This is a genomic window from Saccharicrinis aurantiacus, assembly GCF_947489045.1.
In the GTDB taxonomy this organism is placed as follows: Bacteria; Bacteroidota; Bacteroidia; order Bacteroidales; family Marinilabiliaceae; genus Saccharicrinis; species Saccharicrinis aurantiacus.
Window position 1 is genome coordinate 233413 of sequence record NZ_CANLCN010000004.1, and the last position, 22035, is coordinate 255447.

The following is a 22035-nucleotide window of genomic DNA, read 5'->3' on the forward strand; positions in this document are numbered from 1 at the left end:
TATAACAGTGCTATAATTTGATATTGTAATTAATACCAATTGGTTTGTTAAATAATCTTCTCTTATATTTACTTACTATCTAAAACAAAAAAACGCTAATTTTTAGATAGAGGACCTAAATACATGGCATAGGTAAACCCACATTTTTGATTCAACTCAGTAAGCACGCCAAACACATGTATATCAACTCTTTTCCTGATAGCAACCGAGTTGCTTGACACATCCTCTTTTACTACTTCTCTAATTTTAACTTGTACACTTACATCCGAAAGCCGTTTTTCGTTTTCTCTGACCGATTCAAGTACAAAACCACTAAATTTCTCTTCCCATTTTGATTGAGAGAATACTCTTTCAAAATCCATTTCCCATATTCTTGAACCAAACTTTTTGTTAAAAACATGTTCGCCAGGGCAAGTGGTTAATAATAAATCTAGGTTCTGATCTATAGATTCAAGTATGGTACAACGTTCTAACTGGCCATCTTCATCATTCTGAAAGGCTGAAAGTTGTAAGGGTAGTTTGTAATTGCTTTTTTCCATGCTCGTTAACTTTTAAATCTTCTAGGTTGTGGTAATTCTCTTCCGCGTACCGAAAAGCTAGCTCTATTGCGCAATTCATAAGGCTTGCTTTTCGTCATTTGATAAGTATTTTTCTTCTCTGCCTCTTTATGAGCCATGCCATACACATTTTGTATCCATGGTTCGTTATTGTAACATCTTAATAAATACTCGCAACTGCTCCATTCTCCCGAGAATACATCACGTATCGCAAATGTTAAGGCATACTCCTGTTGTTTAGTATGGCTAAATTTGCTTAAATGTTTGGTTTGTGTTAAAAAAACATGGCTCGATACAGCAATACCATACTCGTTCCAACTCAAATCATTTAGCTCAGACACCTTTGGTTTCTGAACTAAAATTGAATTACTTTTCTTAACGTAACCTACAGAATCAACATATCCCCTATCCCATAAATCAAGTTTCATGGCCGTAAACCAATCTTTTAATAAATTGCCTTTCATTTATGCATCATTTAAACAGTGTTATTATAATCCCACAAGGGCATAAGTAAATCTAAAACAAGAGCTTTCGCTTAAGACACAATCGCTAATAACCAGACCATTTTTGTTGAAATTCTTCACTTCCAATTTTTAACACTCTCGATGAAAGCACCAAAGTGGTAATGGTTTCTTTACCCTGGTCAATAACTTGTTTATGAAAATTTACACAGATAGCATCAATAAATTTAATTTCTAATTGTGCACCCTCTTCAAAGTTATTATTGTGATGATAAAACTTAATCTGACCCGAATGTTTGGTTCCACTATTAATAATCCAGTTAAAAATAGTTTGATCTACAGGTTCACTAATCGATAAGCTTATTTTCCCACCGTATAATGCACTGCATGGTCTATTCTTATCGTCAACCTCTTGCGTAAACTCCCAATCTAAATCATTTAAAATGTACTTATGATTGCTAATTTCTAACTCCGCCACTAAGCTCGCTGGTCGTGCATCCGAAAATACCTTACCAGATAGCAGTCTATCAAAAAAACCCATTAGTTCCAGTAGTTTTTATATTCGTTATCACCCAGTGTAATTTGCTGTGCATTAATAGTTAAAACACATGTCGAATTTTGTAATCCCATGGATTCATAATGAAACCTAAATCCTACAATGCGTGCCTGATTAAAAGAAATTTTCTCTATTACTTCACTATTCAGGTTGTAGGATGATATCTCTCCATTCTCAATTTGATTGGAGTCGAAAAGCCATTTCATTAAAGGTTCTTGTGGAAGTATAGGTAGTGCAATTTTTATATTACCAGCATTTAGCACACTGCTTGCTTCACCTTTTTGGTTGGTATGTTTAAACAACTCATAACTGCAATAGCTAAGCTCATAAACATCTCTAAAACCACCATTCTCATTGTTATTCTCAAGTTTATGCAACTTAAGGTAGGTTGTTAAATTGGTCATAATAGTAGGAATTTGGGCTGTAAATATAATCTATTATTTTAAATAGATACAAATATAATGAGCACTAAAATATACAATTAGATTTCATTATTTAGCTAACAAAAAGTTAATAGTTTAAGCAAAGCCATATACAATAAGGCTTCGCAAGAATTTTCGTTAGGACTACAGGAAGAAAAAATAGTGAATTAAAATAGTAAATTAACTAATATTAACTAATTGCAATTCAAAATTAATATATGTTAAAATCGTAACATTTACAACAAAGAGTTATTTCACACCCAAACCGCACCAAACCTTGCTGTACAGTCAATTATACTCTAAAAATAAATACACATTTAACATGAAATTTATACTTTGTTAATGCAATTTTAACATTTTTTCTAAAGTGAATATTTGTTTTTATAAAAAATGCAGTATGTTTGTACAACCAAATTATAACTATTCTTTAATGATTCTAACTTATATCATATACCCATTACTTGGAATAATTCTTATTGGCTTAGGTTTCTTAATTGCTAAGAAAAATAATATGGCTAGCAATAAGAGGCTCTTTTCCTACTTAACAATATCAATACTATTATTGGCCATTCCTGGCTTTGTAGGTCTGTTGGATTATGACTTCATGCCTTTCGGATATTTTGGAATAGCATGCCTATATTTGGTACTAGGATACTATAATCAAAAAGTAATTTCGTGGGTACTAAAAGATACCCCAAGCTTTTTTATCACGTTAAGTATTTATCTGTTCACTATGGCAATAGGGACAGTACTATTCATTTATATTTTTAATTACAGTAACGAATTATCCTACGGTCCGTGGGCCTCAACAGTACTTATAGTATTTGCTATCCCCCTATTATATTGTAAATCCGTTGAATTATTTCTAAATATTCCAGTAGAGATTTATAATGTATGGTGTTTTGACAAAAGCCCTGATCAGTCTAATAATGACACTATCAACTACGATCAGTTAAAGCTTGTGAAGATTGAAATATTTAAACAAGAATCTGATGATGAACCAATTGTTATAAACGCTAAGGCTCCAAGTGAAATGGAATTTGGAGTGTGGTTTAAGCGCCTGCTATCAGATTATAACGTAAAATCTCCTTTGGCAACAATTGATGTCAATAACAAAACTAGTGACTCAGGATGGATCTTTTATACCAAGCCTTCTGTCTTTTTGCCAAGAAACTATATCGATTATAATAAATCTTTCGAAACGAACAAAGTTCATGAAAGGTACACTATAGTTGCCAAACGAGTATATGAGAATATTGAACAATAGAATTTTAAGATGATTAGACCACCTAAGAAACAGCTTGTTAATTGGCAAGAGAGTATGAATGTATCGGCAGAACATTTTATACAATCGGAGAATTTCTTTATAGATACATCTCGCGATTATGCAAGTTTACGATTAACCAATAGCAATTACGGATTGTTACCAACGGTTGGTGATAAGGATAATGCCAATGGTATTCGAATTAGTGAGCATGTAACAGGGCATATTGAGATTAAGCTCTTACACTGCAATGCTATCACCGCTTCAGGTATCAGAGTAAATTTTAATCCTGATGATGAGAGTTATCTTATTAAAGACTACTCACCTGATTCACATACCTTAAGCGCTCGACATCGAGAAACGAAGCAGTGGGACATTATTCTTGTAGTAAACCCTTTTGATAGATGTCCTTCTGGTGATTTAGATGTAGAAGAAACACCTCCCCGACATCCGAATGCCGGGGCAAAATATGAGTTACATGTAATGCCATCTGGAGAACTAAATACATCTGAGTTTGGTTCGCATCATCTTACTATCGGGCGTTTAAGAAAAAGTTCGGATAGATACGAGGTTGATGGCAATTACATACCACCGTGCACTAGTATGGCTAGTCACCCAGATTTGATGGAGTACTATAATCATCTTGGACAGAAATTAAGTAGTATAGAAAAATCGTCTAAAACAATAATATCCAAGGTAATAAACAGACAAAGTCAGACTGAATTAGCTGAAAACATTAGAGCAGTGTGTGAAGATTTATTAAGATATATTTCGGTTATATATTTCGAATTTAGAAACAAAGGACGATATCTGCCTCCAATTGATATTATACAGTATTTCTCAACTTTAGCTCATGTTACCTATGGTAGCTTAAGTTTTATTCAAAATAAAGAAAAAGAAGAATTGCTAAAATATTTTTATGAGTGGAGTGATATAACCCCTGGCTCATTTGAAGAAACCCTAGCCAATACCTTAGAGATTCTATATGAGCATGACAAAATAAGATCAACAATGTTACAAATCGATGGTTTTATGACGATTCTTTCAGATTTGTTAGTAAAACTTAGTCAACTTGATCACATAGGACAACATAAAGAGAACATAATAGTATCTGAAAGTATATCGCAATCAGATTCTACACAAAAAAGCAAATGGAGTATACTAGATTAATAAACTGACCATGAACACCATAGACCAACCCAACCATATAACTGCTAATGCTGTAGATACAGATTATAAAGCAGAAACTGTTGCTGCCAGACTATTAAGCAAAGGTATAAGCATCGAGAGCGTTCTAATTAAGCGTAATGGTGCGTCTAAACGTAATGTATCTAAGGATATCGATAGTATTATCTTTATCGACGACTCCAATTTCTATAAACAAATAGAAATATCCACAAATAGAAGTAGTATTTACGATACTATGCCCGAAGGATTATTTCACAGTACAGAAGGGAGCCTTAAGGATAAAACTCAAGAAGAAGTATTAGAGTCAATCAGAGAACAAAGAGAAGAAGAGTTTTATTCTAGGCGATTTTTCCAACCATTTGAAGAAGAAATCGACCGAAGCAAAGTACTAACTCAGTTTAAAGAGTCGAGTTTCGACAAGAAGAATAATGCAAATGAATTTATAGACATTTTCATGAGCTATTGGCCAGTAATAAAGAATGTTAATAAAAGAAGGGCCGCTATATTTCTTGAAGTTGTACCACTAGTACCTTTAATCAGAACTTCGCACCAAAAGATTGCTGAAGCAATGGCATTGATATTTGAGATGCCGGTTAAAGTTAATACAAACTATAACGTACATCATATAAAATCAAAAGTTGAATCTCCTTTAGGACGCATTAAACTAGGAGAAAACTTTTTCACTAGAGGTGATTTAGAAGATCGGAACTCGGACATTACGATTGAAATTGGCCCTATGTCTGTCTCGGATTACGAAAACTTTAACCACGAAGGAGAAGATGGCAAAATGCTAAAATGTTTAGAGGAAATATTATTCCCAGCCAACTGTAAGATTACAACCAAATTTAATCTTAATAAAACGTCAGCCGTTTTTAAATTAGGCAAAGCAGAGGGCGTGGCTGTATCTTTTCTTGGTATCAATACTATTTTGAAATAAATTATTATGAAAGCTCAAAACATTTCTCAAATACGAAATGCCTACTTATGCTTTGCTATAAGTGTAATAAGTACTGCCTTTCTCGGGGTATTATCTATTTACTGTTTTATTAATACTGCCACTGCAGAATTAGAACTAATTGGCAGTAAAACAAGAGAGTATGATAAAATCAATGCTTATCAGATTGAATTAGTAGGACGCATGGATACGTTGTATAACTATATGCAAATGCTAAATACTAGCGAGAAAATAAATGACGTATTACTACTTAATATGATCAGTAATAAGAAAATGAACTATCTAAATTCATTGGATAAACTGCCCAAAGAAGACTCCTATTTATTTAGAAAAATTGGAAACCAAATCAATGTATTTTTAAATGTTGATGATTCTATTAGGCAGCTAATCATTGAAGAAGATCTAGTAAAAAGTGATTTAATACGATGTATTGAAGACAATAAGCAATTGGCTAGAAAACTATCGATAGGAGGAATACTAAATGAGTAAACATCTCTAGTAAATTATAGTAATCTCTAATAAAAAATAATCGAACAAGCTAATCCACATGAAATCAAAAGTTACTGTTTCAAAATACATAAACCGCTACGAACGTATAATCGCACTTATCTATGTGTTTGTACTATTCGCAATAGTCATGGGTTCCTGTACTTACTTTTTAGTGAATCAGAATAAAGATCTAGATGTTTTTAATAAAAAAGTGATCACTATTAAGAAGATGAAAAGAATTAAGAATTATCAAAATACCCAGCTAAAAAATGGCCTTTCTTGCGACTCAATATATGCTAGAATTGAAAGGTTTGACCCAAGTCTTCAGGCTAGTTATGAAGAAAGTGATATAAAATTCCTAATCAACGACTTAAGAAACATATACACACAAAATAGTTGGGATAAAAGACTCAAATTATTCGCTCAAATAGCAAACCTATATGACAATTGGTTAATTGATAAGAAAGAACTGTGGAGTAAGAAACAGAATATAAGCACATTTAAATCAAACCTAGAAGAATGTGAAATAGGTATTGATAAAAAGACAGAAAGTATTAGGTCTAAATTTAAAAATAGGTAAAATGCATAGGTTTCTGAATATTAGAATGGTAATCGTATTGGTAATTACAATTATTTCAATTTTTGTCTTTTCTTATTTAGTGAGATCTTGCTCAAAAGATCAATTAATTTTAGCAAAAGTTTCTAATGTTGTTGTAGCTCCTTATGAAGCAATATCTTTTTCTGATAGTACGAGAGGTGCTAACGAGTGGTTATGGGAATTTGGTAATGGAGATACCTATCACATGCAAAAGGGTAAATATAGTTTTACCGAAGAAGGTAAATATCAAATTAGACTTACAGTCAATCGGAAGGCTGAAAAATATTTCAAAATCGAAGTAAAAAGCAAAGAAGATGGCAAAAACGAAAGCCCCTTAATAAACATCATCGCCCCTAATGTTGCTTTACAAAATGAATTAATTGTTTTTAAGGGTGATGGTAATGCCGAAAAATGGCGATGGGAGTTTGGCGAATCCGGCAGAGTTGATGCTCGTGAAAAAAAGACGCTATATGCCTTTAAGCAACCAGGTCTCTATAGTGTTTTACTTAGCACTGAGACAACAAAATACCCAATCAGACACCAAATTGAAATTGTAGCACAGTATCAAGAAAATGATTCTACAGATGCACTCTCAGTAATTGGTGAGGATATTAAAACAAACTTGCAGGCTATAGTTAATGGCAGGTCGTTTAATACGCACTATAACAAAGTGTTAAAACGATATTTATGTGGCAATGCCAATACCATTGTGGTTACAAATAATAATAAATTCAACGACTTTTATTCTTATTGTCAAGGCTTAAAGATTATTGGCAGATCAAATAAAACAATTATAGAGAATGTTATTGTTGATTTAGATGAAGTGAATACTTCGTGTATTAGTCAGTTAACTATTATCCAATACGATTTAGCTAAGCGATAAACCTTAAACCCTAACCCTTATATGAAGAATATAAAAATTTATATAGTATGTATATTAGGATACCTAATTACTTCTTGTGGGCCAATTAATATGTTCACACGCATTAGAAAGGTACCAGTATCCTATACATATAATTATTGTGTGGATGGGCTTAAAGCTCCAAAATCTATTCTCAATAAAAAGGAATGGATTGTATATTCTGATAGAGATAAAAACTATACTACGGTTAGTGCTGGAGGTAAACTAAAGATTAAAGACTTAGAGTATCTCGAACCATTACTCGTAATAGGAAAAAAGCGCGATTACCTAAGTGTAATTAAATACGACCCTGAAATAATTGACAATGGTAGATTAACCAATAGAAAACAGGTTGAATATTATGGATGGATTCATAAATCAAAATTATTACTAAATAATCAAAGCATTACCGATCTAAGAACTGGCCTAAAAAACAAATCAATCTTAAGTATCTCAAACCCACATGTGGTAAAAAATGCTGAGCTATTTTTCGAAAATGATTCTGTAAAATCATATATGAGCCCCGGTTTGTATAATGTGTCAGGCTTCACTAAGCCTAATGATATTATTTATATACTAAAAAGGGCAACAGATAAAAGTAAGGTTCTCATTTCACGAACGCCTTATATTCTGCCTGATAATATTAAGGAAAACGTATTGGGCTGGGTAAGTTCAGATTTAATCCAAGGAATTGGACAGCAACTATTCTTAGATGATAATGCTCTAAAAAATGAAAAAGATATTCATACAAGTAGTATTGTATATAAGCCTATTATAAGCAGAAAGGATAGTGCCATTTTTAGAACGGGATCTTTATTTCCAATTATTAATAGAAGTGATAATTGCATCTTCAATGTAAACGGAAACATCATCAGCTACAATGAGAAAGCAATTATAGAAACTGAGTTGAAACGTATTAACGTTGTGTTTCTAATTGAACCCAATAAACGAACTATTGAGCAACTACCAGCACTTATAAATTCGTTTCAGAATATGAACCCATTGTTTGCTGATAAAAGTTTTTCATATCAATTTGCATCGGTTGTTACTAGTTACGAATCTGATAGGCTCTGCACTACTGAAGTTCCATTTTCATCAAGCTTTAATGAAGTAATTGCAAATTTCGTAAAATTAACAAAGGATAATAGTTTAAAACCAGTTCCATCACATAAGTCTTGGAGTGGCTTAGAAACGTGTTTAGATTTAATAGCTCAAGAAAAAACAGCAACCAATATAATAGTCACTTTTGGAGAAACAGGAAGACCAAACACTTGGGATGATTCGATTATTGCAGCAAAAGCTAGTAAATACAACTGCAGGTTCATAGCCTACCAAATTTATTCTGGTAACGAAAATGAGTATAACAATTTTGTTACACAGTTTACTGATTTAATCAATCATTCATCAGAATTACTCTCTAAAAATAAAAGAGAATTAATTGTTTACTCTGATCAAATTACAAAATCAAATGATTTTGTTTCATCTAGTAAAAACACTTATCACCTCGATTTTCCTAAAAGAAGCATGACGCAAGGGGGCATCTGCTTCCCAGAGAAAGGCCAAATAATTCTTCTTGACCAAGTTACTTCCTTTATGGATAGCATTTTAACTGAAGTGAAAGCTGATAATATTGGGCTAATTGAAAGTATCGATAAAGCATTTACTACTGTAGGTAATTCAAAAGATAAATATGAAAAACGATTTATAAATAATTTTTCACTTAGTGAGAACTATAAAATAGAAAGAAATTTTAAAGAGAGTTTTCAAAATACATATCCGTATTGGTATAAATCATACAGCGATACTCTTTGTGCAGATTCTGTTTATCAATACAAATTATTATTGTCGGAGTTGGAGGTAGATAACCTCAGAAGTATTTATGATGGAATTGCAGATCTTAATGTAGACACTAAAATTATAGGCAAAGCTAAAAGAACTAAAGGCAAAGGCAAAGCTTATTGTGATTGCCCTGGAGAATATAGAGATGACTTTGTTAGCCTTAATGATACATCAGAAGTACTTAGAACTAAATACAAATCTACCCGAAAAACAAGAAAAGCTTTTAAGATGAACTTATTAGAGGGGTTATATAATTGTCCTTTTTGCAAAACAAAGCCTAGTGAAAAACCCAATAAATTAACTCTGGCTGAACTTCATGAGCTAATTTTTCATGCCCCTAGTTATTCAAACGAATTACAATCTGTAACGGTAAAATCAATAACACGAAGAAAATTCTTCTCGCGAAAGCGATTACTGAGCGACGAAGACTTTGAAGCATTACTTGAATTCTATAAAGAGCAAAAGTCAACCTTAGATATTGAGATAAATGAATCAATCAGTATCACATCAAGTGGTGAAACATACTACTGGGTGGATTCTGAGTGGTTTCAATAAATAAAAATAAAGCAGTTAAAGTGTGTACTGTTACCAAACACACAATATTTTTTTAACTAAAATTTTAGATTATGGCTTTTAGAGCAACCCTAAGTTTAGCAGGTAAAGAGTTTGACGTGCTAGATTGTGATTACAAATTAGAAAGAGATGTTGATGCAAAAGGAAGACCTGCTTCAAATATCTATGGTGGTAAAGTTCGTGTTCGTGTAGAGTCTACAGAAGACACTTCAATCCTTGAGCAAATGGTTAATCAATTCAAACCAAGTGCAGGTAGCGTTATCTTTAAAAAAGGTGATGAAGAAGCTAAAATGAAAGAGCTTACTTGGGAGAATGGTTATATAGTTTCTTTTGAGGAGTCAATCGATGTAGTTGGTGCTCGTCCGATGTCAACAACTTTTGTAGTTTCTGCACAAGTTCTTAAAATCGGTGGTGCTCAATATGAGCAAAACTGGCCAAACTAGTTTAAAAAAAGGGATACCAATTGTAAATAACGGGTTGGTATCCCGATTTCATTTAAAATAATTATAAAAACATATTATTATGGCAATCCTAGATTATGAAATTGGTGGGAATGAAGTAAAAATTGAAGGTGGAGAAGCAATAGCTCAAATCCCTGAAAACAGAACATTACTTATTGAAAAACTTACAGCTGAAGATCCTGATAACCCAGAAGCTGTTGAAAAGTTAAGTACAATTGAAGATGTTTTTGCGCATTTTATGCCAAATATCGACATCGAATTTGAAAACGAAGCAGGTCAGCCTGTTAAAGAAAATATGAAATTTTCTAATGTTGGCGATTTCAGCGTAAAAAATATGACTGATAAAAGTGCATTTATGAATGGTCTTAGTCAGGAAAATAATTTTTACGAATTACTTACAAAGCAATTGCGATCAAATAAAGTATTACAAAGAGCTCTTGAAGATCCTGAAACAAAACAAGCATTTGTTAATGCACTTTTACAACTTCGTAACGAACTAGAAGACTAATTTCTTTTAACCGTACTTAAATTTAAAAATCATGTCAGAAAATACAGCAGTAGCCGAAGAGGTAATGCAAACTGAGCAACAATCAGCTGTCTCAAATCAAGAATCAAACGCTAAAGTATTAGCAGACTCAATTGGTAAATTATCTAAATTTGGAGGATTTAACTTCTTAGAGTCTTCAGTAGAAGGAATTCAAAACCTTAATCCTGAGCGTAAAGCGCGTAAAAAGATATTTCTTACTGATGAACAAAAAGTAGGAGAACGCAAAGCTTTAAAAAACACTATCGACCTATGGGTTGACTTACTAACTTCTTCGGATAGCATTACCGAAATGTTAGATAAAAGTAAGGCCAAAGCAGCCTCTGTATCTAAAAAATTGGCCGAGAGTCAATTGATAGCGGTAAATACAGTAAAAGAGTTAGAGCGTTCGTACCGTGGTGTAATGCTTTTTTATAAAAACACCGAATCGGATAAATTAACAAATATTACTATTGTTAATGCTACACCAGAGCAAGTAACCGATTTAGATAATTCAAGATTTATTGATTTTGTAGCTGCTGAGTTAAAGCAAAACTACGATAAATTAGATCTTAGAATGAATTACTCTATTCTTTCGTTACCTGGATACCTTGGATCTAATAAGGTTGTTGAAAAATGGTCGAAAATAGCTTACGATAACAAAGTAATGTTATTTACCGATTTTGCCGATCTTGAAAAACCAGATGATGTTGTTGAAATGTTCTTTTCATCAAATTTAGCTAGTGGCGATACTTTTAAAGCCAACACTACTATGTCGTGTAACTGGTTAGTTGGTCGTGGTAAATATGCCGAGTTAGGCGAAGAGGAAGATCTTCATGTTTCTCCTTCAGCAGCTTTAGCAGGTAAAGTATACCGTACTTTAATGTCGCAAGTTACTGCCGGTAAAAAATATGGTAGTATTAACGAGGTTGATGGTGTTGCTTTCCAATTAAAGAAAAGTGAAATTTCGCAGCTCGAAAAAATGGGTCTTATCCCAATGGTAAACGAGTATGGTAAAGTAATGGCATTCTCTGCTAAAACTTTATTTAATGGCGATAACTTAGGTTTACAAACATACTCGGTAGTTAGAGTATTCGATTATATTACAAAAGTGCTTTTCGATTTCTTAAACCGTCGTTCATTCGAAAACTGGAACTCAAAAGCAGAACGCGATTTACGTTCACAAATTGTTAAGTTTTTAGATGGTGTTCAGGGTCCTGATCGTTTAATCGAGAAATTTAAAATTCTTCGTTTTGAGCGCGATCCTAAACAAAAAGATAGAATCTTTTTAGACCTTCATTTAACACCTTATTTCCCAGCTAAAAGTTTTGTAATTAAACTTGATGGTATTAAAGGTGATGATGGTACTGAGTGGAGCTCAGATGTAGAACAAGGATAACGAACATTAATCGTAACGATTATAAATACCGAGTAGATGGATTTTTTAAATTTAAATGAGTCGGTCAAAACATCGGTGCGCATTGCGCAAGGGATTGCCCGGGAGTATGGCAATAGCTGTTATACTCCTGCCCATCTCTTAAAAGCAATACTGCATCCCGAAATTGGCTTACAGGGTTTTATTGAGAGTCTTGAAAAAGACATTAGCTATTTAGAAGAATGGGCCGAAGTGCGCATTGACGAGGTGCCTAAAAATGCATCCAGTGCCGAAATTGTGCCTACACCAGAAATAGCCGATATTTTTGAAGAGTCGGATAATGTGAGGTTAAAGTGGGGTTTGTTAGAGATAAATCCTATTTGTGTTTTAACAGCAATATCTAAGCCAGGAGTAGGGTTTGATGCAGATCAATTAAAATCGTTTCCAATACGCGAAAACGAGGTGTTCGATTTGTTTATGCAAGGTACGCAAACAAACGAAGCCATTGCTAATGTTATGAACGAGGAAGCCTCGGGCGCTCCAAAACCAATGGTTTCTATTGCTAAATATTGCATCGATAAAACGGCACTTGCTTTAGATTTAAAAATACATGCTACTGTAAGTCGCGATAAAGAAACGCGCATGATGATGGAAATATTAGGCCGTCATCGTAAGCCAAATGTACTAATAACCGGTGATTCGGGAGTTGGTAAAACCGCTTTAGTAGATGGTTTAGCTTACAATATTGCACATAACAATGTGCCATCTTACCTTGAGGCTTCAATAATATACGAGCTCGATACAGGAGCACTTATTGCAGGTGCTACCTACAAAGGCGAAATAGAAGATAGACTTAAGGGTTTAATAAAAGAAATTAATCAGGTAGATAGAGCTATTTTATTTATCGACGAAATTCAAACCTTGCTCGACCCAAAACAAGGCAACTCTGGTGCAGCCGGAATATTAAAACCCGAACTATCTAAAGGTAACCTTACCGTTATTGGGGTAACCACTGTTGATGAATACCGTAAATTAATTGAACCCGACCACGCCTTTAGTCGTAGGTTTGAAGTTTTACAAATTGACGAACCTAATTCTACCGATGCCATTAAAATGGTAAACTCGGTATTAAAACATTACACCAACTATCATAAGCTTGCTGTTACCAACGAGGCCATTAGTAGCTGTGTACATATGGCTAAGCGCTATGTGAAAGATCGTAGACTCCCCGATTCTGCTATCGACCTGCTCGATAGAACCATGTCGGCTGTTAAAATGGTAAACGAAACAGCCAAATCTGACGTACTTGATTTAACCAAACAAATTGCTGAAATAGAAGGAGACCATGCTACGCCTGAAGAACAAAGGGCCGAAGCACTTAAAATGGTGCACCTATCTATGCAAAACAAGTTAAGCCCAGTATTATTGGGCGTACTTACACAAGAGAAAGATACCAACGAAATAGAATCTTATACCGATTGGTATAATTATTTAACCGAGTCGGTTGAAGTGATAGGTAACTTTGTTAAGGATAAAATTGAAGAAGTTGCTGCGCACGAGGTAGCTGCTATTATTTCTAACAAAACGGGTATTCCTATCGGAAAAATTCAGTCGGGCGAAAAAGAACGCCTATTGAATATGGAAGAGTTATTGCGCCGCAGAGTTGTAGGACAAGATGACGCTTTAAAATCATTGGTTGATGCTATTTTAGAATCGCGTAGTGGTATGAATAAACCAGGCCAGCCCATTGGTTCATTCTTTTTACTAGGCCCAACAGGTACGGGTAAAACTGAATTAGCTAAGGCCTTGGCCGAAATATTATTTAACGACGAAAAAGCGATGATTCGTTTTGATATGTCGGAGTTTAAAGAGGAACATTCTGCAGCCTTACTTTACGGAGCTCCTCCGGGGTATGTTGGTTACGAAGAAGGTGGTATGTTGGTAAATAAAATACGCCAACAACCTTATGCCGTAGTTCTTTTTGATGAGATAGAAAAGGCACATGCCTCGGTTTACGATATCTTTTTACAAATAATGGATGAGGGTAAACTGCACGATCGCTTAGGTAAAGAAGGCGATTTTTCAAATGCTATTATTCTGTTTACATCAAATGTGGGTAGCCAATGGTTAATTGAGCAAAAAGAAGCTGGTAAAAACCCTAGTACCACACAAATAATGGATGTTATGGGCGAGTATTTCCGTCCGGAGTATTTGGCTCGTTTATCAGAAATTGTTCCCTTCTCCCCTATTAGCGAAGATATTTTACTTAAAATATTCGATATACAATTTAAAAGCATTGTTAACGTGCTTGAGAGTAAAGGCATTAACATTGAAGTAAGTGAAGCAGCCAAACGCATGTTAGCGCATAAAGGTTTTACGCCAAAATACGGAGCTAGGCAAGTAAATGGTATTATACGTAATTACCTACGCCGACCTATTTCTAAGTTTTTAATTAGTAATAAAATTACTAAAAACGACACCTTATATGTGGCACTTGATGCCAACAACGAATTAAGTTGGCATATTAATGAATTGCCACCTGCCATTGAAGCAACAGGTACCGAGAGCGAAGCAGAGAATAAAGATATATTAATAACTAATCCTTAATTTATTATACTATGTTTGGACACAAATGTTTTTTACGTATTGGCGCATTAGACGATTCGAGTATCAATGGCCTTTACCGCGATAGTTACGAGCTTGCAAAGTGTGAGTTTGGTTTCGGACAAGGGGTTGACTCTAACGGAAAAGCCCAAACCGAAGTTACAGGAGGTTCTATATCAATAGTATTTCCTAATATACCAAAGGATAACATGCTTGAGTGGATGTTAAAATCGAGTAACCTACAAAGCGGAGCCATAGTGGTTTGTAACGCTAACGACGAGCCATTAGAAAAAATAATGTTTGAAGATGCAGCTTGTGTCAATCTTAGTATTAATTATAGCCAAAAAGGTAAAGGATTTACCACAACACAAATGGTAATACAGGCTCGTAAAATTATTGTTGGCGAAACAAATATTGAAAATAATTGGAAAAACCTTTAAACCCCTTTTGTTATGATAAATTTAGAACAAGTAGATAGCAACACAACAGCCTGGTTAATTATTGATGGACAAGAGTATGAGTTGAGTGAGTTTAATACAAATTTTAATCAGGGAGTAGATCATAAAGGTGAACCTCAAAATAGAGTGCGAGGTGGCCAAATGCAAATTGGAATTACTCAGGTGGTGCCCACTAATATTTACGATTGGGCCATGAAATCAATGCTGAAAGATGGTGAAATTATATTCAAGATAGAATCAGGTAGTGCGCCATTAAAAATTAGTTTTTTAAATGCTTATTGTGTGGGTTTTAAACGTCGTGTTGATTCAATGGGCGGAGGTTTAGTTTCGTCGCTAACCATATCTCCTGAAGAGGTAAGCATAAATGGTATTAGTTTTGATAACCACTGGGTGGAGTAATCATGGCAAATTATAATAATAATTTTATTACGTACGACGCTTATCAAGTTATGCAAATGCATGGCTTACAGTATGAGGGTTTTATTAAAGGTGTAGGTTATGCCTATACCTCTGATATTGCTATTGCTCCTGATCACATGTCAGGTAATGGATCTCCTTTTGCCGAACCTGGTTTAGATCAGTATATGCAAGGCACAGTGCAATGGATAGATACTTCAAAAGAAGCTATTGCTAGGAGTTATAACACAAACTCTGAGGATATTGAAAAGAAAATATTAACAATAAATGAAACATCAGGAATAATAACACTTGATTTAGGTTTTAATAATAAAATAATTTTACCACTAAATAGTAGCTTAATCGATATTAGGGTTAATAGTGAAGGTGCAGAGCAAACTGTTTCAATTGGAGCAATAAACACAATATCGGGTGAGCGGTATTACGTTCAACATAAAATGGTTGATTTGCCTTTGGTTTACGAAAAAGCAGGCCTTTTAGATGATTATAATGGTGGAGCTGGGAAAGTAGCCTCTTCGGTAGGGGGTAGTAATCCTACATTGGAAGGTGTTTCTATTGATTTGTTACATGTTGCAATCAAAGATTATATTCCACTTAATGGGATGTCAATTTCATTCTTGAAGGACAGTCGAGAATATATTGGTATGACATTAACCTTCAATATGAATGGGCAAGGACTTGAAGGTACCTTGGTGGGGGTAAATACAGTAAATGGTCATAGATTAGATGGTAAACCTCTCAACATAGAAGATACTTTTGGCTATGGTAATACAACGAGTTTTGGTGCACATTTTGGTAGTTATTCCTCTTCGTCAAATACTTATTATGACCATTATGGCCCTCAGCAATATCAAGTTAACTCTTATGGTATATCAGCAGGATTGCCTGGTGCTTACGCTAATTATGAGACCTACACAATCGGTTTTTCAATACCATCACTTCCTACGTTAATAAAGAAATGGATAAATTATTAAAGTATGAAAGAAGGAACACTATTCTTGGTCTTAGGGGTTTTTATTATCACGAGTTATTTTATAAAGTTTATATTAAAAGAACATGGACAGGATATTAGCTTGTTTAATGACCATCACAAAGACCCGATTGCTTTTTTAAAGTTATTAAGAACTAGTATATCTTGGAAGAGAAGAATTATATATATATCAATTTTATGTGTGTATATAGTCTCTTTTATTGCGTTCTTAGTAGGCATTCTGAATAGAATTTCTAGTCAGTAATTACAAAAAGTAGCCCGGGCAATGAACTGCCCCCCTCGCTGAGCGAAGCAACTAAATAACGTAAATCATTCGGTATATAGCTCTGCCTACGTCGGATAACACATAAATTTTCGGTCTGCTATAATTGGTTGGGCGGTTTCAGGCATTTACTTTTTAGGTAGTGCCGCATTTTCGGATATGCCATTCGTATCAGCACCTGCTCAGGATTTCAGACAGCCCTATTATTTTGAGAATGATAACACTCGTGTAGATATGCCACAATAGGATTTATATAAATCTCAAATTAGCTACTAATGCTTATGAAACGATTTGATTATTTTTATTACCGTGTTTATGCTTTATATAAATATTCAACAAAAGAAAGATGGCCAGAAATACCTGCTACTTGTGGAGTTGTTTTATTTCAAGGGCTTAACATATTGTCATTATTGTTTTTATTGGCTGCTATTTTTAATACAGGTTATGACTTTAATAAGGTTCAGATGGTGGTCTTATGTTTAAATAGTTTTATCTTTAATTATTTTAGATATAGAAATAAACGTTCATTTTATTTTCTAGAGCAAAAATGGAAAGATGAATCTCGCAAACTCAAGGTTAAGAACGGATTTATTATAATTGGATATCTTATAGCTTCGCTTGTTAGTTTCATATTGGTTTCTCTTCATCGTGATACAATAGAATATTGTGGATATTACATAGGGTTTTAGTCCCCCTCCTGCTAAGCTTAGCAACTAAACAATGTAAATCGTTCGGCGTATGCCTCTGGCAACGTCGCTTTACATAAGGTCTCTGCCCTGTGAATAAAACAACAAAGCCGCATTTTCAGATATGCCATTTATATCAGCACCTGCTCGGGATTTCAGACAGCCCTATTATTTTGAGAATGATAATACACGTATAGACATACCACAATACAATTTATATAAACCCCAATTTGGCTACTAATGCTTATTAAACGATTTGATTATTTTTATTACCGTGTTTATGCTGCGTATAAGTATTCAACTAAAGAAAGGTTCCCAGACATTCCTGCTTGCTGCGCAACAGCTTTAGTGCAAATGCTTAATATTTTGTCTATAATTTTTTTTTCGTGTGCAATGTTCAATTTAGATTATGACTTTAATAAGGTACATATAGGAGTACTATGTGTATTTTTAATAATTTTCAATAATATTAGATATCGTAATGAACGTTCGTTTTATTTTTTAGAGAAAGATTGGGAGCATGAATCACGTAGGGAAAAAGTTAAAAATGGATATGTTATAGTAGGGTATATTATAGCATCACTTGTTATAGTAGTGCTTATAACAGTTAATTTTGATGAAATTAAATATTTAGGTGTCAATTTTAAATAGATATTACACCACTTTGAGTGCCTGACAAGACGTATGTAATACCACCGATCATTCCTAAATTCTCATATTATTCCAAATGAAAATATATAGATATCTTTATTATAATTTATTTCTTCTTTGGTTAAAAAAGAAAGATGAGCCTGAAAATGCACATATTAATGCTGTTATTACTATCACATTCTTATTATATACCAATTTAATGAGTATCCCACTAAGCTTAGTTGCTATATTTAAAAATGAGATTATTGCTATACCCGAAATTAATACGAATGTTAAAATTTGGATTGCAATATTTCTTATTGGTGTTGGTATATTAAATTATATGCTTCTTGGCCGAAAAAGAGAACATAATAAAATTGTTACGGAATTTATGGCATCAAGTAAGCGAATAAAAAGAAATAGTTTTTATTATACACTGCTATATATCGTTACATCCTTAAGCATTCCATTTTATATATTTTTCTTTACAACACCATGCTAAATTTTTATAGAGATTTATATAAACCCCAATTTGGTTACTAATGCTTATGGAACTCTTTGATTATTGTTATTATCGTATTTATGCATTTTATAAATATTCAACAAAAGAAAGGACGCCTGATATATTAACTAATTGTGCTATTACGCTATTACAAATGCTTAATTTCTCTAGCTTAGTCTTTTTCCTTGCAATTATCCTTGTACCAGACTATCCGATTAAAAATTGGTATGGTGTTGTTTTGACCTTATGTTTGTTAGTTATAAATCATTATAGATATAAGAATAATCATTCTTTTTATTTTTTAGAGAAGAAATGGAAGCATGAGCCACGTAAAAAAGAGATACAAAATGTTTTTTTTGTGATGGCATATATTATATCATCGGTCGCGGTGTTTTTATCTATATTAATTAATCTTGATACACTTGAATATTATGGATATTATTTTAGGTTATGAACCTAATAACTACAACAGCGATCCTAGACTATTTCTGAACTTAAACACCCTTGCAACTAATACCTATTGCGACTCACGCTCTGCTTAGCGAATAAATAATGTAAATCATTCGGCGTATGGCTCTGCCTACGTCGGATAATATATAAATTTTCAGCCTGTTATAATTGGTTGGGCAATTTCAGGCATTTACTTTTTAGGGAGTACCGCATTTTCGGATATGCCACTTGCATCAGCACCTGCTCGGGATTTTAGACAGTTCTATTATTCTGATAATGAAAATATTCACACAAATATACAACAATACAATTTATATAAACCTCAATTTGGCTACTAATGCATATTAAACCATTCAATTATGGAAATCGCATCAATACTATCAATTTTAGCCACCATATGCATTTAACAAACAAGTAACACAATTATATGTTAAGGCTAATTTTCTATTGAGGTTTACACAAAACTATATTTTGCAAGCGACAAGAAGTGGAGCCCTACATAAAACTATATATGCCCATCCGGAAAGGATTTGGTCAATAAACAGTTTTATATATGACTGCTAACAATAATTTAGTGAATAAACAATACTATATATTGGTGTCCGGTAAAAATTAGGGCGATAAATAGAACTATATATGGTCTCCGAGGAGAATGCGGGCTCTACTTAAAACTATATAAGACCCAGCGCAGTAATTTAGCACCTAACTAAGGAGTATAAACCGAAGGCTGAATAATACTTCAACATTTGAGTAATCCTATTAAAACCAAATTACACAAGAGGATTTTGCACAATGTAAAACGTTGGGTTTATTCTATATTGACTGTGTAGCTTATACTTTAGGTGTTGCTAATTAGCCTGCATATATCGGCATTTACAAAGTTACAATACTAGTGCCTTAAGGGCAAAACAGATACCAGTATGTAAAATAAAAACTCTCGATGCACCAAATAAAGTTGTGAATTAAGTTATAGTGAGCTTTGATAATTAGAAGAAGATAATGAATACTTATTAGCTGATACTTTCATTAATTAAGAGTTCCAAGTGTTTTTTTTTGTAAAAAAAATGTTAATACGCTTTACTTAAGGAATTTCTTATTGTAAATTGAATAGGAATTTAAAAAATAATGTCATGGAAAAATGGGCTAGAAAATTACAACTGATCATCAATAAAAGAGATACTTTACTATCTCAATTAAACAAGCTAACAGAAAAGTATTACAACTATTCTACAATTAGTCACCTATCAATCAATGATTTTAAAGATATTGATACGAAGATTATTTTTTCTCAATTATCAAATGCCATAAAGGAATACAACATGGCTTTGGCTGAGAGAGATCAATTGATGTTTGGTAAATTCTTGGATAGTTTAATCCATGAAAAAAAGCCTACGAAGGAGAGTCAAAACTGGTGTGCTTTTCAATACTAATTTAGCATTTAAGCTTTGGCAGCTTTAGCTGAATCGTTGTTCCCTGCCCTATCTCACTTATTGCGGATATAGTTCCCTTATTACTTTCAATCATATCCTTGCATAATCCCAAACCAATACCAGTACCCTGCTCATGATTTGTTCCTAATGTTGAGCTGTAGTTTGAATCGTTAAACACTTTATCAATCTGCGCAGAAGACATTCCTATACCATTATCCTTAACCTGAACAATACAGTTTTCTTCTTCATAAAAGGAATTAAAAGATACTTGACCATTGTTATGTGTAAATTTTATTGCGTTTGATAAGAGGTTACGGAGCACAGTTACGAACATCTGCTCGTCGGTTTTTACACAAAACTCTGATCCAACCATGTTTTTAACCTCAATATTTTTAGATCTTGCAGTTTCTGATTGCTGATACACAACCTGATCTACTGCTTTTTTCACATTAACCTGAGTTGGTTTAGATTCTAATAAGTTGCTTTGCGTTTTACTCCAATCAATCAAATTAGACAATAAAGCTAAGCCGTCATTCGAAGTTTTGTTAATTGCATAAATACTATCAAGTAAAACCTCTTGATCTAAACTATGAAAATCATATATCAAATACTCTGATAGAGAAGCTTGCAAGCAAAAAGGCGATCTTAAATCATGCCCAATTATTGAAAACAATTTATCCCTAGTTGCTATTGCTTTTTCTAAAGAACTATTCTGTTGCTCAATAATTAACTTCTGTTTGTTTAACTGATTGTTAAACTGCTGTTCTACTTTTAAATTATTAGTTACCAACTCTCTTTTTTGAGTTTCTAGTGCCAATTGAATTTCTATATCACGCCTCTCATTATTAACCTCATTTTGGCGCTCCACTAACCTATTTATCATCTTAGGAATACTAAAAATAAAATAACCCATTAAAATAAAATAGACACTTCGATACATTACTCCTTCAGGACCTCCCGAAGCAATTTGATCAATAAGTTGAGGATCGATATAAGGATAACGAAGGAAATAAATCACATTATAACAGATAACCACATAAATAGTAGTAAAAATAACAAGCTTACCATCATACCTTAAAACAGATAACATAATTAACACCCCATATAAAAATAAACTTGCTGCAGTAGAAACTGCTACAGGCTTAAAAAAATAGGAGTAATTAAAGATATGGGCACTTAAAATAGTAACATCAATAAATGAGGAGACATAGCTGACCCAAGTAGCTTGACTATGCTTTTTAATTAAATAACTAATGCCTGAGTTATAAGCAATGTAACACAATGATAATAGCAATGAATATATGGCCCTTTCGGTGTTGCCTTCATAAAATATATACCCAATAAGAACAAGGATTGCAGTAATTAGTACCCATCTAAAACGAACAACTTGTTGTTCGCCCCAAACGGCATCTTCTTTATTAAGAAAAGAATGGTATCTCATAG

At 33.4% G+C, this 22035-nt stretch carries 23 protein-coding genes; 18 read left to right on the top strand and 5 right to left on the bottom strand.

Translation table 11 applies throughout. The features are described 5' to 3' along the window. Positions 1 to 95: 95 nt before the first annotated feature. From QMO11_RS06980 to tssD (QMO11_RS06995), 4 genes are all read right to left on the bottom strand, one after another. Entirely contained in the window at positions 96 to 539 is a 444-nt protein-coding gene (locus QMO11_RS06980; RefSeq protein ID WP_282036635.1) for a GPW/gp25 family protein, read from the bottom strand. Positions 540 to 544: 5 nt separating this feature from the next. Next, a complete protein-coding gene (locus QMO11_RS06985) occupies positions 545 to 1021 on the bottom strand; it encodes a hypothetical protein (RefSeq protein ID WP_282036636.1) in 477 nt (158 codons plus the stop codon). Between the two features lie 85 nt (positions 1022 to 1106). After that, entirely contained in the window at positions 1107 to 1559 is a 453-nt protein-coding gene (tssD, locus tag QMO11_RS06990) for a type VI secretion system tube protein TssD (protein WP_282036637.1), read from the bottom strand. Continuing rightward, positions 1559 to 1978, bottom strand: coding sequence for a type VI secretion system tube protein TssD (tssD, locus tag QMO11_RS06995; RefSeq protein ID WP_282036638.1), 420 nt, complete (start codon positions 1976 to 1978; stop codon positions 1559 to 1561). Before tssD (QMO11_RS06995) ends, tssD (QMO11_RS06990) begins: the two co-directional genes overlap by 1 nt. 415 nt (positions 1979 to 2393) lie before the next feature. Here tssD (QMO11_RS06995) and QMO11_RS07000 point away from each other — a divergent pair, with 415 nt between their 5' ends. The 18 genes from QMO11_RS07000 (at position 2394) to QMO11_RS07085 (ending at position 20592) form a co-directional block, all read left to right on the top strand. After that, positions 2394 to 3263 (top strand): TssN family type VI secretion system protein, encoded by an 870-nt coding sequence (locus QMO11_RS07000; protein WP_282036639.1) that lies wholly within the window; start codon positions 2394 to 2396, stop codon positions 3261 to 3263. 9 nt (positions 3264 to 3272) lie between these two features. Beyond that, positions 3273 to 4430, top strand: a complete 1158-nt coding sequence (locus QMO11_RS07005; protein ID WP_282036640.1) for a hypothetical protein — start codon at positions 3273 to 3275, stop codon at positions 4428 to 4430. A gap of 10 nt (positions 4431 to 4440) precedes the next feature. Next, a complete protein-coding gene (locus QMO11_RS07010) occupies positions 4441 to 5385 on the top strand; it encodes a type VI secretion system baseplate subunit TssG (protein ID WP_282036641.1) in 945 nt (314 codons plus the stop codon). Positions 5386 to 5391: 6 nt separating this feature from the next. Then, a complete protein-coding gene (locus QMO11_RS07015) occupies positions 5392 to 5892 on the top strand; it encodes a hypothetical protein (RefSeq protein WP_282036642.1) in 501 nt (166 codons plus the stop codon). Positions 5893 to 5950: 58 nt separating this feature from the next. Continuing rightward, a complete protein-coding gene (locus tag QMO11_RS07020; protein WP_282036643.1) occupies positions 5951 to 6472 on the top strand; it encodes a type VI secretion system transmembrane protein TssO in 522 nt (173 codons plus the stop codon). A gap of 1 nt (position 6473) precedes the next feature. Continuing rightward, positions 6474 to 7373: a PKD domain-containing protein gene (locus QMO11_RS07025; protein ID WP_282036644.1), complete on the top strand. Its 900-nt coding sequence runs from the start codon at positions 6474 to 6476 to the stop codon at positions 7371 to 7373. Between the two features lie 21 nt (positions 7374 to 7394). After that, the gene (tssR, locus tag QMO11_RS07030) at positions 7395 to 9785 is read left to right on the top strand and encodes a type VI secretion system protein TssR domain-containing protein (protein WP_282036645.1); all 2391 of its coding nucleotides are present in this window, start codon (positions 7395 to 7397) and stop codon (positions 9783 to 9785) included. Between the two features lie 71 nt (positions 9786 to 9856). Then, positions 9857 to 10246: a type VI secretion system tube protein TssD gene (tssD, locus tag QMO11_RS07035; protein WP_282036646.1), complete on the top strand. Its 390-nt coding sequence runs from the start codon at positions 9857 to 9859 to the stop codon at positions 10244 to 10246. Positions 10247 to 10325: 79 nt separating this feature from the next. Further along, positions 10326 to 10772 (top strand): hypothetical protein, encoded by a 447-nt coding sequence (locus QMO11_RS07040; protein WP_282036647.1) that lies wholly within the window; start codon positions 10326 to 10328, stop codon positions 10770 to 10772. A gap of 31 nt (positions 10773 to 10803) precedes the next feature. Continuing rightward, a complete protein-coding gene (locus QMO11_RS07045; protein WP_282036648.1) occupies positions 10804 to 12186 on the top strand; it encodes a DUF5458 family protein in 1383 nt (460 codons plus the stop codon). A gap of 36 nt (positions 12187 to 12222) precedes the next feature. Beyond that, the gene (locus QMO11_RS07050; RefSeq protein ID WP_282036649.1) at positions 12223 to 14769 is read left to right on the top strand and encodes an ATP-dependent Clp protease ATP-binding subunit; all 2547 of its coding nucleotides are present in this window, start codon (positions 12223 to 12225) and stop codon (positions 14767 to 14769) included. A gap of 11 nt (positions 14770 to 14780) precedes the next feature. Continuing rightward, on the top strand, positions 14781 to 15206 hold the full coding sequence (gene tssD / locus QMO11_RS07055; protein ID WP_282036650.1) for a type VI secretion system tube protein TssD: 426 nt from the start codon (positions 14781 to 14783) through the stop codon (positions 15204 to 15206). Positions 15207 to 15218: 12 nt separating this feature from the next. Then, positions 15219 to 15623, top strand: coding sequence for a type VI secretion system tube protein TssD (gene tssD, locus QMO11_RS07060; protein ID WP_282036651.1), 405 nt, complete (start codon positions 15219 to 15221; stop codon positions 15621 to 15623). 2 nt (positions 15624 to 15625) lie between these two features. After that, the gene (locus QMO11_RS07065; RefSeq protein ID WP_282036652.1) at positions 15626 to 16615 is read left to right on the top strand and encodes a hypothetical protein; all 990 of its coding nucleotides are present in this window, start codon (positions 15626 to 15628) and stop codon (positions 16613 to 16615) included. A 560-nt stretch (positions 16616 to 17175) separates the two neighbouring features. Beyond that, positions 17176 to 17583: a hypothetical protein gene (locus QMO11_RS07070; RefSeq protein WP_282036653.1), complete on the top strand. Its 408-nt coding sequence runs from the start codon at positions 17176 to 17178 to the stop codon at positions 17581 to 17583. 237 nt (positions 17584 to 17820) lie between these two features. Continuing rightward, entirely contained in the window at positions 17821 to 18231 is a 411-nt protein-coding gene (locus tag QMO11_RS07075; protein ID WP_282036654.1) for a hypothetical protein, read from the top strand. Between the two features lie 76 nt (positions 18232 to 18307). Then, positions 18308 to 18712, top strand: coding sequence for a hypothetical protein (locus tag QMO11_RS07080; protein ID WP_282036655.1), 405 nt, complete (start codon positions 18308 to 18310; stop codon positions 18710 to 18712). A 1580-nt stretch (positions 18713 to 20292) separates the two neighbouring features. Next, on the top strand, positions 20293 to 20592 hold the full coding sequence (locus QMO11_RS07085; protein WP_282036656.1) for a hypothetical protein: 300 nt from the start codon (positions 20293 to 20295) through the stop codon (positions 20590 to 20592). Between the two features lies 1 nt (position 20593). Here the strand turns inward: QMO11_RS07085 and QMO11_RS07090 are convergent, their stop codons facing one another. Continuing rightward, a complete protein-coding gene (locus tag QMO11_RS07090) occupies positions 20594 to 22033 on the bottom strand; it encodes a sensor histidine kinase (protein ID WP_282036657.1) in 1440 nt (479 codons plus the stop codon). Positions 22034 to 22035: the final 2 nt, after the last annotated feature.

Bases quoted from the DNA above. Each gene is read 5' to 3' on its own strand.
- QMO11_RS06980 (WP_282036635.1), bottom strand. From the start codon at position 539: ATGGAAAAAAGCAATTACAAACTACCCTTACAACTTTCAGCCTTTCAG.
- QMO11_RS06985 (WP_282036636.1), bottom strand. From the start codon at position 1,021: ATGAAAGGCAATTTATTAAAAGATTGGTTTACGGCCATGAAACTTGAT.
- tssD (WP_282036637.1), bottom strand. From the start codon at position 1,559: ATGGGTTTTTTTGATAGACTGCTATCTGGTAAGGTATTTTCGGATGCA.
- tssD (WP_282036638.1), bottom strand. From the start codon at position 1,978: ATGACCAATTTAACAACCTACCTTAAGTTGCATAAACTTGAGAATAAC.
- QMO11_RS07000 (WP_282036639.1), top strand. From the start codon at position 2,394: ATGTTTGTACAACCAAATTATAACTATTCTTTAATGATTCTAACTTAT.
- QMO11_RS07005 (WP_282036640.1), top strand. From the start codon at position 3,273: ATGATTAGACCACCTAAGAAACAGCTTGTTAATTGGCAAGAGAGTATG.
- QMO11_RS07010 (WP_282036641.1), top strand. From the start codon at position 4,441: ATGAACACCATAGACCAACCCAACCATATAACTGCTAATGCTGTAGAT.
- QMO11_RS07015 (WP_282036642.1), top strand. From the start codon at position 5,392: ATGAAAGCTCAAAACATTTCTCAAATACGAAATGCCTACTTATGCTTT.
- QMO11_RS07020 (WP_282036643.1), top strand. From the start codon at position 5,951: ATGAAATCAAAAGTTACTGTTTCAAAATACATAAACCGCTACGAACGT.
- QMO11_RS07025 (WP_282036644.1), top strand. From the start codon at position 6,474: ATGCATAGGTTTCTGAATATTAGAATGGTAATCGTATTGGTAATTACA.
- tssR (WP_282036645.1), top strand. From the start codon at position 7,395: ATGAAGAATATAAAAATTTATATAGTATGTATATTAGGATACCTAATT.
- tssD (WP_282036646.1), top strand. From the start codon at position 9,857: ATGGCTTTTAGAGCAACCCTAAGTTTAGCAGGTAAAGAGTTTGACGTG.
- QMO11_RS07040 (WP_282036647.1), top strand. From the start codon at position 10,326: ATGGCAATCCTAGATTATGAAATTGGTGGGAATGAAGTAAAAATTGAA.
- QMO11_RS07045 (WP_282036648.1), top strand. From the start codon at position 10,804: ATGTCAGAAAATACAGCAGTAGCCGAAGAGGTAATGCAAACTGAGCAA.
- QMO11_RS07050 (WP_282036649.1), top strand. From the start codon at position 12,223: ATGGATTTTTTAAATTTAAATGAGTCGGTCAAAACATCGGTGCGCATT.
- tssD (WP_282036650.1), top strand. From the start codon at position 14,781: ATGTTTGGACACAAATGTTTTTTACGTATTGGCGCATTAGACGATTCG.
- tssD (WP_282036651.1), top strand. From the start codon at position 15,219: ATGATAAATTTAGAACAAGTAGATAGCAACACAACAGCCTGGTTAATT.
- QMO11_RS07065 (WP_282036652.1), top strand. From the start codon at position 15,626: ATGGCAAATTATAATAATAATTTTATTACGTACGACGCTTATCAAGTT.
- QMO11_RS07070 (WP_282036653.1), top strand. From the start codon at position 17,176: ATGAAACGATTTGATTATTTTTATTACCGTGTTTATGCTTTATATAAA.
- QMO11_RS07075 (WP_282036654.1), top strand. From the start codon at position 17,821: ATGCTTATTAAACGATTTGATTATTTTTATTACCGTGTTTATGCTGCG.
- QMO11_RS07080 (WP_282036655.1), top strand. From the start codon at position 18,308: ATGAAAATATATAGATATCTTTATTATAATTTATTTCTTCTTTGGTTA.
- QMO11_RS07085 (WP_282036656.1), top strand. From the start codon at position 20,293: ATGGAAAAATGGGCTAGAAAATTACAACTGATCATCAATAAAAGAGAT.
- QMO11_RS07090 (WP_282036657.1), bottom strand. From the start codon at position 22,033: ATGAGATACCATTCTTTTCTTAATAAAGAAGATGCCGTTTGGGGCGAA.